The sequence below is a fragment of the Oceanobacillus zhaokaii genome (assembly GCF_003352005.1).
Lineage (GTDB): Bacteria > Bacillota > Bacilli > Bacillales > Amphibacillaceae > Oceanobacillus > Oceanobacillus zhaokaii.
Genome location: NZ_CP024848.1, coordinates 3,117,520 through 3,138,585, shown reverse-complemented (window position 1 = coordinate 3,138,585; position 21,066 = coordinate 3,117,520). Strand labels below are relative to the sequence as shown.

17 protein-coding genes and 1 other annotated feature are annotated in these 21,066 nt (G+C 36.7%); of the genes, 14 read left to right on the top strand and 3 right to left on the bottom strand.

What is annotated here, in order from left to right; translation table 11 throughout:
- Position 1: 1 nt before the first annotated feature.
- Positions 2-1,552, bottom strand: coding sequence for an autoinducer-2 kinase (gene lsrK, locus CUC15_RS15750; RefSeq protein ID WP_205317615.1), 1,551 nt, complete (start codon positions 1,550-1,552; stop codon positions 2-4).
- Positions 1,553-1,617: 65 nt separating this feature from the next.
- The gene (locus CUC15_RS15745) at positions 1,618-2,535 is read right to left on the bottom strand and encodes a sugar-binding transcriptional regulator (RefSeq protein WP_162800334.1); all 918 of its coding nucleotides are present in this window, start codon (positions 2,533-2,535) and stop codon (positions 1,618-1,620) included.
- 730 nt (positions 2,536-3,265) lie between these two features.
- Between CUC15_RS15745 and CUC15_RS15740 the strand changes: the two genes are divergently transcribed.
- The 7 genes from CUC15_RS15740 (at position 3,266) to CUC15_RS15710 (ending at position 10,789) form a co-directional block, all read left to right on the top strand.
- Positions 3,266-4,774, top strand: a complete 1,509-nt coding sequence (locus CUC15_RS15740; protein WP_114917574.1) for a sugar ABC transporter ATP-binding protein — start codon at positions 3,266-3,268, stop codon at positions 4,772-4,774.
- Positions 4,761-5,756, top strand: coding sequence for an ABC transporter permease (locus CUC15_RS15735; protein ID WP_242985884.1), 996 nt, complete (start codon positions 4,761-4,763; stop codon positions 5,754-5,756). The genes CUC15_RS15740 and CUC15_RS15735 overlap by 14 nt, the downstream gene beginning before the upstream one ends.
- Before the next feature lie 7 nt (positions 5,757-5,763).
- On the top strand, positions 5,764-6,759 hold the full coding sequence (locus tag CUC15_RS15730) for an ABC transporter permease (protein WP_114917573.1): 996 nt from the start codon (positions 5,764-5,766) through the stop codon (positions 6,757-6,759).
- Positions 6,760-6,809: 50 nt separating this feature from the next.
- The gene (gene lsrB / locus CUC15_RS15725; RefSeq protein ID WP_114917572.1) at positions 6,810-7,907 is read left to right on the top strand and encodes an autoinducer 2 ABC transporter substrate-binding protein LsrB; all 1,098 of its coding nucleotides are present in this window, start codon (positions 6,810-6,812) and stop codon (positions 7,905-7,907) included.
- A gap of 33 nt (positions 7,908-7,940) precedes the next feature.
- Positions 7,941-8,834: a 3-hydroxy-5-phosphonooxypentane-2,4-dione thiolase gene (gene lsrF / locus CUC15_RS15720; RefSeq protein ID WP_114917571.1), complete on the top strand. Its 894-nt coding sequence runs from the start codon at positions 7,941-7,943 to the stop codon at positions 8,832-8,834.
- A gap of 299 nt (positions 8,835-9,133) precedes the next feature.
- Positions 9,134-9,766, top strand: coding sequence for a 2OG-Fe(II) oxygenase (locus CUC15_RS15715; protein ID WP_114918476.1), 633 nt, complete (start codon positions 9,134-9,136; stop codon positions 9,764-9,766).
- Positions 9,767-10,006: 240 nt separating this feature from the next.
- Positions 10,007-10,789 (top strand): ABC transporter ATP-binding protein, encoded by a 783-nt coding sequence (locus CUC15_RS15710; protein WP_114917570.1) that lies wholly within the window; start codon positions 10,007-10,009, stop codon positions 10,787-10,789.
- 258 nt (positions 10,790-11,047) lie between these two features.
- Here CUC15_RS15710 and CUC15_RS15705 read toward each other — a convergent pair whose 3' ends face one another.
- Positions 11,048-11,299: a GlsB/YeaQ/YmgE family stress response membrane protein gene (locus tag CUC15_RS15705; RefSeq protein WP_114917569.1), complete on the bottom strand. Its 252-nt coding sequence runs from the start codon at positions 11,297-11,299 to the stop codon at positions 11,048-11,050.
- A gap of 202 nt (positions 11,300-11,501) precedes the next feature.
- Positions 11,502-11,772, top strand: a binding site (T-box leader).
- A gap of 56 nt (positions 11,773-11,828) precedes the next feature.
- On the opposite strand from CUC15_RS15705, the gene CUC15_RS15700 reads away from it, so the two are divergent.
- The 7 genes from CUC15_RS15700 to CUC15_RS15670 all read left to right on the top strand — a co-directional run bounded on the left by CUC15_RS15700 (position 11,829) and on the right by CUC15_RS15670 (position 21,063).
- Positions 11,829-12,686: an SAM hydrolase/SAM-dependent halogenase family protein gene (locus CUC15_RS15700; RefSeq protein ID WP_114917568.1), complete on the top strand. Its 858-nt coding sequence runs from the start codon at positions 11,829-11,831 to the stop codon at positions 12,684-12,686.
- 350 nt (positions 12,687-13,036) lie between these two features.
- Positions 13,037-15,028, top strand: coding sequence for an InlB B-repeat-containing protein (locus CUC15_RS15695; RefSeq protein WP_114917567.1), 1,992 nt, complete (start codon positions 13,037-13,039; stop codon positions 15,026-15,028).
- Between the two features lie 216 nt (positions 15,029-15,244).
- The gene (locus tag CUC15_RS15690; protein ID WP_114917566.1) at positions 15,245-17,176 is read left to right on the top strand and encodes a BglG family transcription antiterminator; all 1,932 of its coding nucleotides are present in this window, start codon (positions 15,245-15,247) and stop codon (positions 17,174-17,176) included.
- A gap of 323 nt (positions 17,177-17,499) precedes the next feature.
- The gene (locus CUC15_RS15685) at positions 17,500-17,799 is read left to right on the top strand and encodes a PTS lactose/cellobiose transporter subunit IIA (protein WP_205317614.1); all 300 of its coding nucleotides are present in this window, start codon (positions 17,500-17,502) and stop codon (positions 17,797-17,799) included.
- Positions 17,800-17,825: 26 nt separating this feature from the next.
- Positions 17,826-19,160 carry a 6-phospho-beta-glucosidase gene (locus tag CUC15_RS15680; protein WP_114917564.1) on the top strand — a complete coding sequence of 445 codons (1,335 nt, stop codon included), beginning with the start codon at positions 17,826-17,828 and terminating at the stop codon, positions 19,158-19,160.
- A gap of 85 nt (positions 19,161-19,245) precedes the next feature.
- The gene (locus CUC15_RS15675; RefSeq protein ID WP_114917563.1) at positions 19,246-20,685 is read left to right on the top strand and encodes a glycoside hydrolase family 1 protein; all 1,440 of its coding nucleotides are present in this window, start codon (positions 19,246-19,248) and stop codon (positions 20,683-20,685) included.
- Positions 20,686-20,739: 54 nt separating this feature from the next.
- Positions 20,740-21,063: a PTS cellobiose transporter subunit IIB gene (locus tag CUC15_RS15670; protein WP_114917562.1), complete on the top strand. Its 324-nt coding sequence runs from the start codon at positions 20,740-20,742 to the stop codon at positions 21,061-21,063.
- Positions 21,064-21,066 lie beyond the last annotated feature (3 nt).

The following is a 21,066-nucleotide window of genomic DNA, read 5'->3' as shown; positions in this document are numbered from 1 at the left end:
ATTATTTTAATCCTGGTGCAATCCACATATGCTCTGTGAGCCCCTTATCAGCCAATTCTAGTTGGTTTTTATAGATTTCTTCCCATTTCTTATATAACGCTATATAAACTAAATGGTTTTCCTTGATAGGGGAATATGTTTTCTCGAATTTCACAACTTTAGAAATAGCATCATCAAAGCTATCAAAAATATTTGCGCCAACACCTGCACAGATAGCTGCGCCAAGGGCTGTTGATTCTCTGACAACGGGAACCTTAATTGGTGTATTTAGTACATCTGAAATAATTTGGCACCATAGTTCACTTTTCGATGCTCCGCCAGCGAATATAATTTCCTTCGGCGACGTATCCGTAATTTCATTTATTAAGTCAATATTTCCTTTTGTTACAAAGGCAGCATTTTCCATAATGGATCGGTAAAATGTTGCCTTATTAAATCGTTCCGAATCAAGCTTGTAATTTATGAAACTAGGTGCAGCATGCTTCCAGGAAATGTAATTCATTTTATCGGAGAAGGTACTTAACATTCCATTACTGCCAACTGATACATTTCGTGCACGTTTTTCCATTTGTGAATAAATACTTTCCCCAGTTTGCTCTTCCAGATATTTCTCTAACTCACAAAAACTATCACGAAACCACCGCATCACTAATCCGGGATAAAAAGCAATTGCTTCGTACTGCCACGTATTTGGAACAGCATGACAGTTAATTCGTACCCTGCATTTGTCATCAATCTGCATGTTTTTGGTTGTGTATTCATATTGCCAGAAGCTTCCACCTAGAATAGCCGCGCTCCCTTCGCCAATTACTCCCATGCCAATACATCCAAGCTGAGCATCGCCACCACCTGCGACGACAACTGTTTCAGTGCTGAGTCCTGTCAATACCGCCATTTTTTCGGTTACATTACCAATGATCGTGCCACTCTCATAACTAACTGGGAAAATATCATTTCGAATTCCAGCTTGGTCGGCAATGGATGAGTCCCATGATCTTTGCTTTAAATCAAAGAGTCCAGTTGTGCAGCCGTTCGAAGGTTCAACGGAAATGACATCTGTTAGTCGATACGTTATCCAATCATTTAGCATCGTTACATTTTTTATCTGTTTATATGTTTCAGGCAGATTATTTTTTACCCAGAGTATTCTTGGAATTGCACCTAACGAAAATGTTTGTCCGGATTTTCGGTATATATCAGCTTCAATCGTTTCGCTTATTTGATAAAGATTCGTAACTTCATCATTCGATCGCGAGTCGACATTAGCACATGCCCATAGCTCCTTGCCAAATTGATCGTATAAAACAATTGCCTCCCGCATGCTTGTTGTTGATATTGCGGCAATCTGCTTAGAATCTACATTGCTTTTACTAATCGTTTCTTTAATTAAATCTGTAATAATTACAATGTTTCTCGAAACGTCAAAATCCATGGAACCGGGGTATCCTTTATCTTCTTTATGTGTCCATTCTGATTGAGACACATGAATTTCATTGCCAAGTGTGTCGAATAAGATTACCCTTACACTCCCAGTCCCTGCATCAATCGCCATTAGATAGGTTTCGATAATTATCTTCCTTTCTATCAATTTTGTATTGAATCAGAAAATAAATAGATTTAAATAATCGCTTCTGCGACGGATTCATCTGTAATTAGTACATCAATATATCCACCATTTAGTGCCCCGATAATTGCGTCTTTTTTATCAAGTCCTCCTGCAACAGCTACGACATGCTGAAGTGATTTCAATAACTGAATATCTGTACTGATCAGATGCTTATGTACAGGAATGTCTAGAACTTTGCCATTGATGTCATAAAATTGGCTTAATAAATCGCCAACTGCTCCTTTTGCTTTTAAAATCTCAAGGTCATTTAAGCTAAGCTCGTCTTCCTTTACAATCGTTGCCTGTTCATTCAACGCGCCAATCCCAATTACTGTAATATTTGAAAATGGAATCATCTTTAGTATCTTGTTAATTGACCTCTCCTTCAGCATCTGTTCTGCGAGTTTTACGGAGGATACGATTAATGGCGACGGAATAATATAGTGCTTATAATTTGGATTTGTGTAGTAGTCTGACCTTGTATCAATTGCTGTAGGCATGTAAAATTTTACACCGCCGGACAAGGAGACGAAGGTAACCTTATATTTTGTTGAAATATTTAAGTATCCTAATGTCTTTGAAACTGCTTGCCCATATCCAATATTAATCATCATGTCACTTGTGATTCGGTCTTCAATGTATTGTGCTGCTGCTACTGTAAGACTTTCTATTGATTTCTGATTCGATGCTGGAACAATATAAATATCCTGTAATCCGTATTTCTTTTTAATTTCATTTTGCAGATCCATATTCGTGATTTTTTCTAAGTTGATTTTGAATTGAATGATATTTGATGATTTTGCCTTTTCCAGGTATTTAATGACCTTCATCCTTGATAAATTTAGTGCTGCAGCTATTTCATTTTGCGTCATTCCCTCGTTGTAATATTTCCAGGCAATCCTTACGATCAGATCTCTCTCATAGGACAAGCTCATCCCTCACTTGTTGAAACAAAATTTAGTACAAAAAACATTTGTTAGCCCTATTGGTAAATAAGATCCAGGGAAATTGAACGAAGTAAAATAAGTTGTGAAAGTAAACTTTGAAATTAATAATATGCTTGCAAATCCCTGTTTATTAACAATTACTGGATATAAATATTTTTATAAATAGAAAGTCAGGAATCTTATCTTCAAAAAAATAGGAGATTAAAAAATAATAAAATGATGAATCATTAATAAAATGTGTGCACGCATAATATAATTTACAAGATAAGCAAACGCTTACAATAATAAAATTGTTATATAGAAAAAGAAGGATGTTTTCTAAAAGATAGTAACTAACTCAAGTGATTATTGATATTCGTAAGTCGATATAAAGTACGAACTAGTGACAATTTTGATTTCAGATCTAGACAGTAGTTGCTGTTCACAAGAGGGGTTTCTATTCTCATACCATCAATCAACGTCGATTCTCAGTTACTCTTTTATATGTGATTTTTTACAACCTCAGCGGAAGAAATACACGAAGACTCCTGCGGGAAGTAGAGCCTTGGTGAGACTTCGAAGTGCAACAGCACAAGAAGGCTCACCAGCTCCCCGCGGAAAGCGTAGTGTATTTCTGGAGCGACAGCCAAGGAGGCAAATATCATCCTAAGTTAATATAAATAGCAACATAGCAAAATGAACAAAAATAATAAAAACTATGGAGGTGTAAAAATTGAACGCTAATCCATTAGTGGAATTAAAAAATATTCAAAAGTCATTTCATCAAAACCAAGTATTAAAAGGAGTTTCTTTGGCAATTCACAAATCAGAAGTAATTTCAATTATTGGTGGAAACGGTGCAGGAAAAAGTACATTGATGAAAATATTGACTGGAGTTTATAAAGCAGATTCAGGTGAACTCGAGATTAACGGTGAAAATATCATTCACTTCAATCCGTTAATTGCCCATCAGAAAGGAATCTATTTAGTACCGCAAGAACCGCTATTGTTTCCGAACATGACCGTTGAACAAAACCTGACGATAGGCTTCGACAAAACAAAAGCAGAGGTGAGAACGACAACGAAGAAGTTGCTGGAACAATTAGGCTGGGACCTGGATTTACATCGATATGCCAATTCGTTAACAATCGCTGAGCAACAGCAGTTAGAAATAATTAAAGGTCTGCTAAGGAATGCAAAAGTTTTAATACTTGATGAACCTACATCTGCACTAACATTTTCGGAAACTAAGTCTTTATTTGCAGTAATTGAAAAGCTAAAGACTGCAGGTGTGGGGATCTTTTATATAACCCATCGACTGGATGAGGTATTTCAGATTTCAACTCATGCCGTTATTTTAAGAGATGGCAACATTACGCTTAAAGGAAAAATTGATCAGTTTACGAAAGAAATGTTAATTGAAGGGCTAATTCCGGATGGCAATATAAAAAATGACACGCATGAGTTTGAAAAGAAAAAATCGGATTATAGTAATGTTGCACCAATTCTTAAGGTAGAAAATATTTGTGGCGATGGATTTAATCAAATCAGCTTCGATGTTTACAAAGGGGAGGTGGTTGGTCTTGCCGGTCTTGTTGGGGCAGGAAGAACGGAAATAGCCGAATCTATCTATGGTATTACGGAAGTGAAGCGTGGAAAAATTTATCTGGATGGAAAAGATATTACGAAATTACCAATAGATGAAACAGTTGCAAGTGGCGTGGCATATATACCAGAGGACCGATTCTTACATGGAATTTTTACCATTAGTTCCGTTCGAAACAATATAACGGCACAGATTATCAAAAAACAAGGTTTTTTTACAAATAAGAAAATGGAAGAGAAAATTACAAATGAATATATTGACAGGTTAAATATTAAGCTTTCCAGCAGTGATGAGGAAATAAAATCATTATCAGGGGGAAATCAGCAAAAAGCCGTAATAGCCAGGATTCTATCGACAAAACCAAAATTAATCATTATGGATGAACCAACAAGGGGAATAGATGCAGCAGCAAGGCGTGATATTTACGCCATTATTACAGAATTGAAGGAACAAGGATATGCAATTTTACTGATTTCGTCTGATTTAGAGGAGATTGAAAGAATTAGTGATCGTATTTATGCCATTCATCGGGGGACTTGTGATGTTTGTCTGGAAATTGAGGAAATCAATGTAACGAATGTAATGAAAGCTGCCTTTGGAACATATGAAAGAAGTGAACCTTATGTCAAAAGTTGAAACAATGCTAAAGCAGAGAGAGTTTAGGACATTTCTCTTTTTAATCCTATTGTTTGTTATTGTAGGGATCGTTAATACGGACTTTCTATCATTAGGAAATATCCATAATGTGTTAAAAAGCAGTTTACTATATATCGTGCTTGCAATTGGGATGACGTTCGTTTTGTTGACTGGGAATATTGATATTTCCGTTGGTGGTGTACTGGGACTCAGTGCAGCAGTTAGCGGAATTATCCTCAGAGATGGTGGCAGTATCATTCTAGCAGTATTTATTGCTATTCTAATCGGAATAATCATTGGTTTGATAAATGGTCTAGGGGTTACTAAATTAAAAATCTCTTCCTTTATTATGACCTTGGGGATGCTTGGAATCCTAAGAGTAATCCAGGTAATTTATACGGATGGGAAATGGATAGAGAACTTACCAATTGCATTTAAGCAGCTTTCTCAGATAAATATCCTTGGAATAAATGCCTTAGCGATTATCGTAATTGTTGCGGTTATTCTCATTCAATTGTTTTTATCCAATGGTAATAAAGGGAGATATTTTGCAGCAATAGGTGACAATGAGGACGGTGCAATACTCTTAGGAATTCCAGTAAAAAGATATAAAACCTATTCTTTTATCATTTCTAGTGTCTGTGCATCCATTGCTGGACTAATATTTGCTAGTCAAATTGGTTTTATTTCAACAACTGCTGGATTAGGTATAGAAATGACAGTTATTGCAGCGACAGTTCTTGGTGGTGTTTCGTTAGTTGGCGGTTTGGGATCTATTGTTGGTGCAAGTATTGGTGCAATTATTATGACCTCGATTATTTCTGCGCTTGTTTTTATGAAGGTTCCTGCATTTTGGAATGATGCGATATCAGGCTCACTATTAATTATCATTGTTGTAACGGATGCATTATTAGCAAGAAAGTCTAGTAATCAAGCGAAGAAAGAAAGATTAAATGCTAGAGTCATTCAGAAGGAGGTGTGAGTTCTAGATGTTAGCAAAAATACCGAAATGGAATCTGATGTTAGGGATTATATTAATCGCAGAAATCATCATTTTTGGATTAATTAACCCGAGATTCTTAAATATCACGATCTTATTAAATAGCTTTAACGATTTTATCGGCATCGCAATTATCGCTTTCTTTGTTACTTTTGTGGTGATTACAGGTGGGATTGATATCTCAGGGGGATCAATTATTGGGTTAACCTCTGTTGTAATAGGAATTTTATCACAGGTTATCGGGATAAATATTTGGGTATCAATCATCCTTGCAATATTAGTTGGAGGATTATGTGGTTTATTAAATGGAATACTTATTGCTTATGGACGTGTTCAGGCTATGGTGATCACGCTTGGTGGAATGCTGTTATATAGTGGGGTTGCGATTGTGTTAGTTGGTTTCTCTGGTGTAAGCACGTATGAGGGGATATCTGGTTTCCCGCAAGCCTTTACTAATCTAGCATATGGAAAATTACTTGGAATCCCACATTCTGTTTTATTATTTTTTATCATGTTTGCTATTGCGTTCGTTCTATTGTATTGGACGAGGTACGGAAGATATATTTATTTAACAGGAATTAATCAGCATGCTGCAGAGTATGCGGGTATTCATACGAGGAAAATTATCGCGAGCACGTATGTATTATCTGGTTTAAGTGCCGGTGTTGCTGGCGTCATGCTGACTTCCTATTTAGGTAGTGCAAGAGCAGATTTCGGTGCAGAGTACCTCATGCCGATATTAACTGTTGTTGTATTGGGGGGAACTTTAATTACTGGTGGTAAAGGAGGTGTTGTCGGTACTGCTCTAGCAAGCATAATTGTGGGATTTCTGCAAATAGGTTTGCAAATGGGAGGTGTTTCGACACAGTATATTGGCCTAGCAACCGGACTTCTCCTTATTATTTCAGCCGCATTTTTAGGAATTTCTGCGGATTTCAAGTCAAATATTAAACGAATAGTTTCCCCACAGAAAAACAGTGTATAGCTTTGGTGGTATATGGTCTCATATTTTAAATAAATCGGAGGTAGGCTGTAATGAGAAAATTTAACATCCTTAAAACCCTGTTTGGAATTTTATTGTTGGTATTTTTGCTTGCTGCATGTAATACAAATGATGATGGAGCAACGAAGGATAATTCAGATGGTGGTGATTCCTCAGGAAATGAAGCTGCAAGTGATATTGAAGTTGTTTTCATCCCAAAAATGACAGGTAATGCATTTTTCGAATCAGGAAATAACGGTGCACAAGCAATGGCGGAGGAAATAGGCTTCAAGGTGAAATATGATGGAGCACCAGAGGGAACAGTCGCTAACCAAGTGCAAATTATCAACAGTGCAGTGAGTAGTGGGGCAGATGCAATTGCCATTTCGTCGGTGACTTCTGATGGGTTGAACCAGGCATTACAGAATGCACTAGATGCAGGAGTGAAGGTAGTAACATGGGATTCTGATGTAGATCCGGAATATCGAACAGCTTATATTAATCAAGGAACTCCAGAAATACTAGGCGCGATGCTCGTCGATATGGCAGCAGAACAAATGGATGATCCGAATGCGGAGCAGCAGGTTGCTTGGTTCTACTCAAGTCCGACCGTTCCTGATCAGAATTCATGGGTTGATTATGCAGAAACCTATATTGCTGAGAAATATCCGAACTGGGAGATTGTTACGAAACAGTTTGGTGAAGGTGATGAACAGTTATCATTACAAATTGGAGAAAGTATCATCGATTCGTACCCAGATTTAGATGCTGTTATTGCACCGGACTCAACAGCCCTTCCTGCAATGGCACAAGCTGCTGAAAATAAGGGACTAACTGCAGAGGATATTATTATTACTGGTTTCGCATCTCCTAATTCAATGCGCCAATTTATCGAAAATGGGACGATTCTTAATCATGGTTTATGGGACGTTACTGATCAGGGCGCACTTGCAGTATATATCGCGTACTATTTGGCACAAGGAAATGAACTAAAGGTTGGTGACACAGTTGATGTTCCTAACATTGGAGAGGTTACAGTAGAACCAAATTCTGTTCAGGGCTATGACTATGAAGCAGAGGACTCTGGTATTATCGTTTTACCTGAGCGAATTGTTTTTACAAAACATAATACAAATGATTTTGACTTTTAAATAAGGGAACAAATCGAGGGGAGATTGTATTAGATGGCAGATGTTGCAGGAAATAAAGATGCAAAAAACTTTTCAGAAGCAGTTCCATTTGCTAATAATGGGGACTTTCATGTAAAAGGTGCTGCGAACTATGACTGGGGTATGAAGGACCGTTTATCAAGAATCTTTAATCCCCAGACAGGAAAAACGGTAATGCTAGCATTTGATCATGGGTACTTCATGGGACCGACATCAGGTCTAGAAAGATTGGATCTATTAATTCCTAGGCTGGCAGATTACGCGGACTGCTTAATGGGAACTAGGGGAGCGATTCGCAGCAGTGTCCCAGCAACATATAATAAAGCAATTGCCTTAAGAGCTTCATCTGGCTCTAGTGTTTTACAAGATGATTTAAGCCAGGAATCCATGGTAGTTGATATTGATGATGCAATAAAAATGAATGCAAGTGCTATTGCAATCCAAACATTTATTGGTGCCAAAGGACAGAAGGAAACAATTGAGGAGCTGAACAGAGCTGTCAATCTTGGCTCGAAATATTCTATACCAACAATGGGCGTTGTCGCTGTTGGAAAAGAAATGGAGCGAACGACACAATTTTTCTTATTAGCTACTAGAATGCTTGCTGAGTTTGGTGTACAAATAGTAAAAACCTATTATTGTGAGGATTTTGAAAAGGTTGCTTCTGCTTGTCCTGTACCACTAGTTGTTGCTGGAGGGAAGAAGATCCCCGAGAAAGATGCTCTCACTCTTGCATATCGAGCAATCGAGGGAGGAGCTGCAGGGGTAGATATGGGACGGAATATTTTCCAATCGAAATATCCCGAAGAGATGATACAAGCGATTGGAAAGGTAGTCCATGAAGGTTATTCGGATAGAGAGGCATATGAGTTTTTTCAGCAAGCAGTAACTGTTAAAGGTGAATTATAACCTTATGGAAATGTAAGGGAGAGATGTATATTAATTGCTTTGCCACAGCATTGAGTGCTGTTCACGAGCTGCAGAATGATCCGTAGTAATTTTATATTACTACGGATTGATTTTGTTTACAGCTAGATTGAAAAATATTCGAGTGCATAACCAAAAAATATCATTTTAGAGACTTAAAAAACGAATCAAAATTCTCTAAAGAAACAGGAAATTATAGTATAATAAAAACGAAATGACAAAATCAGCCAAACCGGTTGTTCGGAAATTAGAATTACGGAAGGAGTAGAGGCACATTGACAATGCAAAAGGAACAAACCATTTTTCCTCACGTTGGAAATCGATTTCAAACAGAAGATCGAGAGATTCATATTGTTGCCCGTTTGGAAGAACCGCTCGTGTTAGTTTTAGAGAATGTTTTGAGCAATGAAGAGTGTGATGAACTCATTCGATTATCAAAAGATAACATGCATCGTTCTAAAATTGGAGATGCTCGAGAAGTAAATGAAATTCGAACGAGCAGCGGCATGTTTTTTGAAGGAAATGAGCATGGTATCTTAACGAAAATTGAAAAAAGAGTTTCCAGCATTATGAACATCCCCGTCGAACACGGAGAAGGGCTTCAAATCCTAAAATATACGCCCGGACAGGAGTATAAAGCTCATTTTGATTATTTTTCAGCTGCAAGCAATGCTTCCCAAAATAATCGAATCAGCACGCTGGTCATGTACTTGAATGATGTCGAACAAGGCGGAGAAACCTTTTTCCCGGAATTGAATTTCTCCGTATCTCCAAGAAAAGGAATGGCGGTGTACTTTGAATACTTTTATGCCGATCACAACTTAAATGAACGGACTTTACACGGTGGTGCGCCTGTAATAACAGGAGAAAAATGGATAGCAACACAATGGATGAGAAAACAACGCGTAAGATAATCAAGAATGAAAGTATTAGGAAAAGAGACTTAATCAATCAAGTCTCTTTTAAATTTCATCGTTCCATCCTTAAGAATCGTGTGATGAGGATTACTTACTCCCCCTATATCTAACCACTTATGAAGAGATAGTATCACCCCAGCTAAGGCTCATCATTTCTAAATTTCACATAAACCTGCTAAAATAGATTAAATAGTAAGATTAATTAGATTAATAGATACATATTAAGAGGTGAATAGATTGAATAAAGTAATTGATATACAAAATGTGGATTGGCGAAGAGATGGAAATGTGATTCTTTCCGAAATAAATTGGCAGGTTAATCGTCGAGAGCACTGGGCGGTACTAGGACTTAATGGCTCAGGGAAAACAACGCTGCTGAATATAATTAATGGCTATATTTGGCCCACATCAGGAAAAGTAAGTGTTTTGGATCAGCATTTTGGGAAAACGGATATCCGTGAGCTGCGAAAGTCAATTGGCTGGGTGAGTTCCTCATTACAGGAGAAAATTAACGGAATGGAATATGGAGAGAATGTTGTTGTTAGTGGTAAATATGCGTCGATTGGCTTGTATGAACAACCTGCAGCGGACGACTACCAACGGGCAAGGGAATTGATGGAGCAGCTCGGATGCAGTCATTTAGCTAATCGCAAGTATCAAACATGCTCACAGGGAGAAAAGCAGAAGATACTAATTGCTAGAGGATTAATGGCTTCGCCAGATTTGCTCATTTTAGATGAGCCGACAAATGGATTGGACTTTATTTCTCGAGAAGGATTATTAGCTGCAATCCAACAATTAGCAGCTCAAGAAGATGCTCCTACGATTATTTTTGTTACACATCATATTGAGGAAATTCTGCCTATTTTTAATCATACATTATTGCTTCGCCATGGAACTGTATTTAATCAAGGAAAAACCAAGGACGTATTAACAAGTGAAAGCCTATCGCATTTCTTTGATATTCCATTGGAGGTTTCCTGGAGAAAGAATAGAGCATGGATGACAATTATTGCTTAAATTCGCTAAATATTTCCTGGGGAATATTAAATACAATTTAATAATAACGCAAAGAATTATATGATTGAGGCTAGCGATCAGGATAGGGAAAGGTTTCTCCAACCCATTGAGTTTGGTGAGGTGGAAAAGGCTCTGTTAGGTGAGATTTGTCGAATGAAGAACGATTAATGAAGTTATTCCAAACAAAGAGCCATTTCAATAAAATTGAAATGGCTCTTAATAAATCTTAAAAAAAGAATCTCTGTCTATCTTTTCAAGTTAGTTTTTTCGCATTGCTCTCATAATTAGGCTAACAATGAAAATAAGAACGATAGCTCCAATTAATGCCGGGATAATATAGAAATCCCCAATTTCAGGTCCCCAGCTTCCGAGTAATGCCGAACCGATCCATGCACCGATAAACCCCGCAATAATATTACCTATAATTCCACCTGGTACATCTTTTCCTACGATTAGGCTAGCTATCCAACCTAGTATACCACCAATAATTAAACTCCATAAAAATCCCATGTCATTTCTCACTCCTCTTGTTGTTATATTATCTTTATTGCCCAATTGCTTAATTCTTAAACATAAATTTTTCATCTCAGTGTCTCTAATTTTAATTTCAATCGCTTTTTTCGACAAAAACCGGGAAGTGACAGGAACCACAAAGCTTGCATTTCAAAAATCTTTGCACTATACTATTATTAGTTAAATAGTCATAACATTTTAAAAGACGTTGATGAGGAAAAGTAGGATTCGTTTATTTTTCAAAGAGAGCTTCAGTAGCTGAGACGAAGCAAAAATAAAAATCTGAACAATGGCCTCGGAGTTTCGTGCTGAACGTATCTGAGATATTAGTAGGCAACGACGAGAGTTGGTACTCGTTATCCATACCACAAGTATAGAAAAGAACTTATGTCTTGAGTACTTGATGAGGCTGTATGTGTGAGCATGCAGTAAAGTAAGGTGGTACCACGTATATTAACCACGTCCTTATCGTTTTTTCGGTAATGGCGTGGTTTTTTAATGGAAAAAATAATTGGAGGGTTATAGGATGAGCAAACATTTAGTGTTGCAAACAGATTTTGGTTTAAGTGATGGAGCAGTCAGTGCGATGTATGGCGTTGCACTTTCGGTTGACCCGACAATTCGTGTTTTTGATTTAACCCATGATATCCCACAATATAATATATGGGAGGCATCTTATCGCCTTTATCAAACGATTCCCTACTGGCCAGAGGATAGTGTTTTTGTTTCTGTTGTTGATCCTGGTGTGGGGACAGAGCGATTAAGTATCGTTGCAAAAACAGCTGACAATCATTACCTTATCACACCGGATAATGGGACTTTAACACATATAAAACAGCATATAGGTATTACTGAAGCGCGAATTATTGATGAACGAATCAATCGTTTGCCAAATTCTGGAGAGTCGTATACTTTCCATGGACGTGATGTCTATGCTTATACAGGGGCAAGACTTGCATCTGGCGTGATAAACTTTGAGGAAGTTGGACCGTTGCATGATATTGAACAAATTATTCAATTAGAAAAGAGAGAAGCGAGTATTAATGACGGTACATTAATCGGCAACATTGATATTCTTGATGTGCGCTTTGGTAATTTATGGACCAATATCGACCGAGAATTATTCATCGAAAGTGGCATTGAATACGGTGATTCATTAGAAGTCACAATCGAAAATAATCGTCGCCATATCTATAAAAATATCATGAAATTTGGGCGTTCTTTCGCAGATAGTCGCCTAGGAGAACCTCTATTATTTGTTAACTCATTAGACAAACTTGGCGTTGCAATCAATCAAGGTTCCTTCGCAAAAGCATATCATATCGAAACAGGTGCAAATTGGAAAATTAGTATTCGTAAGGCAACCAATCTTATTTACTGTTAAATTTGGCTGGATTTGCCGGTCTGAGGTGCAAATCTGTATAAGGATGATAATCCACAAATAAAATAAATAGCTTCAACTTTAATTAATCCTTGCCTATGGTGAGGATTTTTTTAGTTCTATCAATTTTTATTTCTATGGTGTGGATGTTGCCTTTTTCTCATGTAGTTAGGAAGTATAAAGACTTTCTAACTACATAATTGCAGTTAAGGCTGTCACCAAAAGGCTTGGCTAAATTATTGTCTTCTAATAATCTACTATTCTATCGCCACTATATGACAAAATCATGTATAATAATAATAGAAAATCTGACTAATATTACCACTACAATAGAATTGAGAGGTTAGCGATATATGAACAAAAAGCGATTAATTCTAATCCTGGCAGGCGTTATAACTGTTGCTGTTGCTGCTTTCTTTACATTTCAAGTTATACAATCAAACGACATCACAATGACACTTGATGATCAGCTGGATCAAGCAAAAGTATTGCTTGATCAGGATCAAATTAAGGAGAGCATTAACTTATTTGAAAAAGTACTCGAGAAGGATCCTTCCAATACGGAAGCACGCATTGGCTTGGCAAATGCCAATATGGCGTTATCAAAATATGATGTCGCTATCGACCTTTTAGATGAAGGAATTAGTCTTAAACCGAAAGAAACACAATTTTATTATTTTTTATCGATTGCATATGAAGGAACAAATGATTTAGAAAGTGTAGCGAGCACGATTCAAGCGGGTATTGAGGCTACTAATAATCAAGCATTAAAGGAATTAGGGGAGCAACTTGATTCCAATGTCCAAATTGAAGTTGACCGCAACTATGTTCAACAGGATTTTAGTAAAGATTTGTCATTAATTTGGAAGAAAAATAATGGTGTAAAACTTCCCGTTGAGGCTAAGTGGGAGCTTGAAAATGAAGATTCTGGTACTCTTACCGAGGAAACAGACACATCTGTCACGTTTACAGGTACTGACGTCGGCAGTGTGAAGATCTCAACGACAGTTGGGTCTATTACAAAGGAAACTGAAATTTTTGTAGAAGAGCAAGTAATTGAGGAAATCACATTTAATCCATCTGATGTAGAACCTTTAGCGATTGGACAGGAGCTTGCATTGTCGGTATCTGGTGTTGATGCTGCAGGTGAGGAAATGGAATTCAATCCAGAGTGGACTGCAAGTAAGGATATTATTGAGTTTGGTCAAACAGAAGGACAGAACAATTCCATCGTGGCCGTTGAAGAGGGAATAACAATGGTGAATGTTAGTTACCAAGAGTTAGATGCAGAGCTTCGAATTGCAGTTTCTGATGAAGATAAAATAATCGAAACAGGAGTGCAAGGGAATGGAACTGTCTCTATATCTCCTGAGCAAGCTAGTTATCCAGTAGGAAGTGAAATTCAGGTTGAAGCACATCCTGTTGATGGCTGGGAATTTGTAGGATGGAGTGGAGACCTCACTGGAGAAACAAATCCGGCAACTGTTGTTGTCGAGGGCGATATGACAATTCAGGCTGTATTTGAACAGCGTGATACCCATGAATTAACGCTAGGAATCGAAGGAGAAGGGAATATTTACCGTGAATCATTAGACTCAACATATAATCATATGGATTCGGTAACCTTAACAGCAGCGCCTATTACCGGCTGGTCATTTGACCATTGGGAAGGATCTGTAAGTGGAACGAGTGAACAAATAACGGTGCAAATGGATGAAGATAAAGACATTACCGCAGTTTTCACAAAGAATCCCGAATCGAATGAGTCTGAAGAGCCAACGAATGATGCACCAGAAGATAACAATCCAACAACACCTGAGAAACCGGACACTAATCCAAATCCAAATCCAGATCCAGAGGAACCAAATCCAGAGCCAACACCTGAACCAGATACAATTTACTATAGCTTAGGTGTTGATATGTCTGGAAGCGGAACAATCACTAAAAGCCAACAAGGGAATTCTTTCGCAAAAGGAACAATTGTCCAACTAACTGCTACACCAAGTAATGGCTGGCAATTTGTAGGCTGGGAAGGTGACGCTTCAGGAGCATCATCGACGATTTCAGTAACGATGAACAGCAATAAAAATGTACGAGCAGTATTTGAGCAAATCCCTGAAACAAAATATACCCTTTCGTCATCAGTTAGTGGTGAAGGAACGATTTTGCCTGCTAATGGCACCTATGCAGAAGGGGCAAACGTTACAATAGAAGCTAAACCTGCAACTGGCTGGGAATTTTCCCACTGGACAGGAGATCTTAGAGGATCTTATGTAATAGAAAATTTAACGATGAATCGAGACATGCATGTAACAGCAGTATTTGTAAAAATTCCAGATGAATAATGAAGTGAAGGGAAGAGCGTTAGTGCTCTTTCCTTTTTTTGGGCAACACTCCATATTTTATGGTTAATTGTGCCGAACCTTGTCTAATACTTGTAGATTAGTAATCAATTGATATAAAATAGATATATGAATTAGGTCAAATTATCTATTTCCATATTAGGGATAAATAAGCTGTGAGTAACATAGCTACATCACAGTAGGCAGGGAGTGATTCAGATGCTGTCCAGTCGAATGAGGCTGATTTTAAAAGACCTATTGTCTACTAAATCTCCAATAACGGGTAATGATTTAGCAAATATTATACAAGTTACATCAAGAACGATTCGAAATGATATAAAAGAACTTAATGAAATCTTATTACAAAATGGAGGATTCATTAAGTCAACCAGAGGAATTGGATATGAGTTAGAAATAAAAAATAGTAAAATATTCAAGTTGTTTTTACAAGAAATATCTGAAAACGCTACATTTCTAGCAAGTAAAACACCGAATTCCCCTGAAGCGCGTGCCATTTATATTGTTAGGAAACTTCTTCTAGCGAATAACTATATTAAATTAGATCAGATTGCGGATGAATTATATATTAGCAAATCTACATTGCAGAATGATTTAATCGAAGTAAGGAAAAAATTAAAAAGTTTTAAGATTGAAATAGAAAGTAAACCATATTATGGAGTTAAAGTAAAAGGTAATGAAATGAACTTGCGGTTTTGTTTGTCGGAATATTTATTTAATAGAAAAGAAATTATTTTCAGTATGCAAAACCAGATCGATTCCATATTTTCAAACGAAGAATTCAATACTATTCACAGGATTATTTTAGAAGAAGTTAAAACGAATGAAATTGATATTTCCGATATTGCGCTAAATAATTTGTGTATTCATTTCGCTATTGCTTGTAAGCGGATTAGAGATAGAAATTATATATTACTAGCACCTGAAGATTTTGAAGGGATATGCAATCAAAAAGAATACAAAGTGGCTAAACAAATAGTAACAAAAATTGAATTCGCTTTGAATGTTTCTTTTCCTGAAGTAGAAATAGCATATATTGCCATTCATTTGTTAGGTACAAATAAAATAGCAAACACAAATTTAGATAGACAAGAATTAGAAGCACTTGTTGGAAGTTTTCTAGGAGAAATAACAAATGAAATTATCATGAAGATTGATAATCGATTGAAATTGCGCCTGCAAGATGATAAGGAGCTGTTTATCGCTTTAGGATTACATTTAAAGCCTGCGATAAACCGCCTTCGATATGGAATGAATGTGCGAAATCCAATGCTTGAAGAGATTAAAGCGAAATATCCTCTTGCATTTGATGCCGCAATTTTAGCAAGCGAAGTATTAAAAGAGAAATTAGCGATTGACATTGAAGAAGATGAAATTGGATATATTGCGTTGCATATAAGTGTAGCCATGTATAGGCAGAAGATGAATCAAGACGTTAAGCGCTGCATCATCGTTTGTGCATCTGGAGTAGGTAGTGCGATGTTATTAAAGTATAAACTGCAATCAATGTATTTTAACCAATTAGTAGTTGTAGATACAATCGATTATTATCGGTTAGATGAAACTTCCTTAAAACATATAGATTTTATTATTACAACTATTCCAATTGAGGGGGAATTTTCGGTTCCAATTATACATGTCAATACAATATTAGGGACAGAAGACATTAGTAGAATAGAAGATTATTTACAAGAACGAAATAAAAATAAAATTGCCTTTTTGAAAGAGGAGCTTATTTTTCTTCAAAAAGACTTACAAACAAAAGAAGAGGTTATCAAGTATTTAGTAAATAAACTTGAGTTGAAGGGTTATGTAGATGGATCGTTCGGTGATTCTGTTTTAGAAAGAGAACGTTTATCGCCTACTAGCTTTGGAAATTTGGTCGCAATTCCCCATCCGATGACGCCGTTTACAAGTGAAACCTTCTGGGCAATTTGTACGTTGAAAAGACCTATTGATTGGGAGGGTAACCGTGTTCAATTCGTTTGTTTATTAAGTCTAGGGAAAAACAAAACACCTAATTTGCAAGGGATGTATGAATATTTAATTGAAATTATTGAAAATGAACAAAGGGTAAAACAGCTAACATGTTGTGAAGTAAAAGAGGAATTTATTGAGTTAATAAACAAATAGACGAAGATGGTAGATTACTAAAAATAAATAAATTGCTACTAATTCAATACCCGAAGATATAATGGAGGAGTTATAAGTAATTACCCTTACTTATGACTCCTTTTTGATTTTTACAGAGTGAACAGGGAATTTCCATTATTTAGATACAATGTTTTCCGTAAGGTTATGGAAAAAGTATGGGTTCAAATGAAAACGATTACATCGTACTATATATATGTGAGCAAGTGGTAAAAAGAATGAAACGATTAGCAATGTTTTAGAACTAGGGACTAACCAAGTCTTTCGGTGGCAGCCTTAGTTATGTCAACTTAAGGAGGGTTTTGATGGGCATAGAGGAAATTAGCTTTCAAATTATTTTATATGGCGGAAATGCTAGAGCACTAGCAATGGAGGCGATTCAACACGCTAAAGTCGATGAATTTGACTTATCTGAACAAAAACTCCAAGAAGCGAATGAAGAAATGAGCAAAGCACACCGATATCAAACAGATCTTATCCAAGGGGAAGCTCGTGGGGAAGAAATAGAAATTCGTTTATTACTCATTCACGCACAAGACCATCTAATGAATGCGATGACAGTAATCGATTTAGCTGAAGAAATAATCGAGCTTCATAAAAAATAAATTTATTAATTGGAAAGGGGATTATTATGTCAAATCATAAGTTGAAAGTAGCTACAATTGGTGGGGGGTCAAGTTATACCCCAGAATTAATAGAAGGTTTTATCAAACGGTATGATGAATTTCCATTAACAGAATTATGGTTAGTCGATATCGAAAAGGGGAAAGACAAGCTTGAAATTGTAGGGAATCTTGCCAAAAGAATGATTGAAAATGCTGGTCTGCCAATTGATGTTCATTTAACGCTAGATCGCAAAGCTGCATTAACAGATGCAGACTTTGTCACGACGCAATTCCGTGTCGGTGGTCTAAATGCCCGTGCTAAAGATGAACGTATCCCAATTAAATATGGTGTTCTTGGTCAGGAAACAAACGGACCTGGTGGGTTGTTTAAAGGATTACGTACTATTCCCATCATCTTAGATATTTGTAAAGACATGGAGGAGCTTTGTCCTGAAGCATGGCTAATTAACTTTACAAATCCAGCTGGAATGGTAACAGAGGCTGTCATTCGTTACTCTAACATTGATAAGGTTATCGGTTTATGTAATGTTCCGATTGGTATGGAGATGGGAATTGCTAAATTACTAGATGTTGACCATTCACGTATACGGATTGATTTTGCAGGGTTAAATCATATGGTCTATGGATTAGATGTATATCTAGATGGTGTTAGTGTCAAAGCAGAAGTTATTGAGAAGTTATCCGATCCAGAAAATAGTAGCTTTGTTAAAAATATTGATGGTATGGGCTGGGAGCCTGAGTTCATTCAATCATTAAATGCTCTAACTTGTCCATATCATATGTATTACTATAAATCAAAAGAGATGGTGGATAAAGCAATAGAAAGCGCTGAGAAAGAAGGAACTCGAGCGGAAGTCGTTCAAAAACTGGAAGAAGAGTTATTCGAACTATATAAAGATGAAAGTTTAAATATTAAACCACCACAATTAGAAGAACGCGGGGGAGCATATTATTCAGATGCAGCTGTTCGTTTGATTACTTCCATTTATACAGATAAGCGTGATATTCAGCCGGTTAACACAATCAATCGTGGTGCAATCGCAAGCATTCCAGCAGATTCAGCTATTGAAGTAAGTAGTATTATTACTAAGGACGGTCCAGTTCCTCTAACAATGGGAGATATCCCTGTAGAAGCACGTGGGCTAGTTCAACAAATTAAATCATTTGAACGGATTGCGGCAGAGGCTGCGGTAACGGGAGATTATAATAAGGCAGTCCTTGCTTTAACGATTAATCCACTCACACCGTCTGATACAATTGCAAAAGAAATTGTGAATGAAATGATGGAAGCACACAAAGAACATCTTCCACAGTTTTTTCAAACTGAAAAAGTAAACTGATATAGAAAAGTATGGCTCTGGGGATATAATCCCCAGCACCATATGAATAGGTTTATAGGATTCATATTAAAGGAGTGAATCGGATATGTTACACGAAAATCTGAAACCGTTTCCAGATGATTTCCTATGGGGAGCTGCCTCTGCTGCATATCAAGTAGAGGGTGCATGGGATGTTGATGGAAAAGGGATATCCAATTGGGATAAATATGTACGAATTCCTGGTAAAACGTTTAAGGGGACAAATGGGGATGTAGCTGTTGATCACTATCACCGCTACAAAGAAGATATAGCTTTAATGGCAGAAATGGGTATGAAGACTTATCGATTTTCTGTTGCATGGGCACGTATATTCCCTAATGGTAGAGGTGAAGTGAACCAAAGTGGGTTAGATTTTTATAATAGATTAATTAATGAGTTGATTCAATATAACATTGAGCCAATATTAACAATCTATCATTGGGATCTACCTCAAGCGCTGCAAGATGAATACGGTGGATGGGAATCGAGAAAAATTGTAGAGGACTTTAAAAATTATAGTATTACATTATTCAAAGCGTTTGGAGACCGTGTAAAATATTGGGTTTCTTTAAACGAACAAAATATATTTACAAGACTCGGCTACCAAACAGCATTGCACCCACCTGGAGTAAAAGATGACAAGTTGTATTATCAAGTGAACCATCATGCCAATTTAGCAAATGCTACTGCTATTAAAGCGTTTCGTAAATATGTTCCAGATGGAAAAATTGGTCCAAGCTTTGCTTACTCACCAGCATATGCTGCTACATGTAAACCTGAAGATATTCTTGCATCGGAAAATGCGGAAGAGTTTATGAATCACTGGTGGATGGATGTATATGCATGGGGAAAATATCCTAAAGCAACATGGGATTATTTAAAGCGTAAAGGATTAACACCACAAGTAGAAGAAAGCGACTTCACATTATTAAAAGAAGGAAAACCTGACTTCATGGGTGTAAACTATTATCAAACAACAACCTATGAGAAAAACCCATTAGATGGGGTTACAATGGATGGCAATTTCAACACTACGGGTAAAAAGGGAACAATGGAGGATACTGGCATACCAGGACTCTTTAAAACTGTTACAAATGAAAACCTGGAAAGAACGAATTGGGATTGGAATATTGACCCACAAGGATTACGTATCGGCCTTCGAAGAATAACGAACCGATATGGGTTACCGATTCTAATAAGTGAAAATGGTCTTGGTGAATATGATAAAGTCGAAGATGATGGAACAATTAATGATGACTATCGCATTGAGTATATTGCCACACATTTAAGAGCTATTCAAGAAGCGATTACAGATGGTATCGATATGATTGGTTATTGTGTATGGTCATTTACAGATCTTCTAAGCTGGTTAAACGGATTTCAAAAACGTTATGGTTTTGTATATGTTAACCAGCATGAAGAAGGCGAACATGATCTTAGGCGTATTAAAAAGAAAAGTTTTTATTGGTATAAGGAAGTTATTGAAAGTAATGGAGAAACCCTTTAATTATAGATTAATTCAGTAATTTATTAAAAATTTAATTTAATGGAGGAATTTAAGATGAAAAAGGCTTTAATTATATGTGCAGGTGGTATGTCATCTTCTTTAATGGCAAAGAAAACAATGGAATTTTTAAAAAGTAAAGGGAACGATATTGTAGTAGAAGCGACTTCTACTAGTGAAGGTCAGAAGCTGATTGGAAATAGTGATTATGATTTGTTTTTGGTAAGTCCGCAAATAAAAATGTATTATAAAAAAATGAAAGCTGCTGGTGATAATGCGGGTAAACCAGTTGCAAACATTCCGCCACAAGCATACGTTCCGATTCCTATGGGTATTGAAAAATTAGCGAACGTCATCTTACAAGAACTTCCGAATGAATGATTT

Bases quoted from the DNA above. Each gene is read 5' to 3' on its own strand.
- CUC15_RS15730 (WP_114917573.1), top strand. From the start codon at position 5,764: ATGTTAGCAAAAATACCGAAATGGAATCTGATGTTAGGGATTATATTA.
- CUC15_RS15675 (WP_114917563.1), top strand. From the start codon at position 19,246: ATGTTACACGAAAATCTGAAACCGTTTCCAGATGATTTCCTATGGGGA.
- CUC15_RS15700 (WP_114917568.1), top strand. From the start codon at position 11,829: ATGAGCAAACATTTAGTGTTGCAAACAGATTTTGGTTTAAGTGATGGA.
- CUC15_RS15690 (WP_114917566.1), top strand. From the start codon at position 15,245: ATGCTGTCCAGTCGAATGAGGCTGATTTTAAAAGACCTATTGTCTACT.
- CUC15_RS15680 (WP_114917564.1), top strand. From the start codon at position 17,826: ATGTCAAATCATAAGTTGAAAGTAGCTACAATTGGTGGGGGGTCAAGT.
- lsrF (WP_114917571.1), top strand. From the start codon at position 7,941: ATGGCAGATGTTGCAGGAAATAAAGATGCAAAAAACTTTTCAGAAGCA.
- CUC15_RS15695 (WP_114917567.1), top strand. From the start codon at position 13,037: ATGAACAAAAAGCGATTAATTCTAATCCTGGCAGGCGTTATAACTGTT.
- CUC15_RS15670 (WP_114917562.1), top strand. From the start codon at position 20,740: ATGAAAAAGGCTTTAATTATATGTGCAGGTGGTATGTCATCTTCTTTA.
- CUC15_RS15715 (WP_114918476.1), top strand. From the start codon at position 9,134: ATGCAAAAGGAACAAACCATTTTTCCTCACGTTGGAAATCGATTTCAA.
- CUC15_RS15735 (WP_242985884.1), top strand. From the start codon at position 4,761: ATGTCAAAAGTTGAAACAATGCTAAAGCAGAGAGAGTTTAGGACATTT.
- lsrB (WP_114917572.1), top strand. From the start codon at position 6,810: ATGAGAAAATTTAACATCCTTAAAACCCTGTTTGGAATTTTATTGTTG.
- CUC15_RS15705 (WP_114917569.1), bottom strand. From the start codon at position 11,299: ATGGGATTTTTATGGAGTTTAATTATTGGTGGTATACTAGGTTGGATA.
- lsrK (WP_205317615.1), bottom strand. From the start codon at position 1,552: ATGGCGATTGATGCAGGGACTGGGAGTGTAAGGGTAATCTTATTCGAC.
- CUC15_RS15685 (WP_205317614.1), top strand. From the start codon at position 17,500: ATGGGCATAGAGGAAATTAGCTTTCAAATTATTTTATATGGCGGAAAT.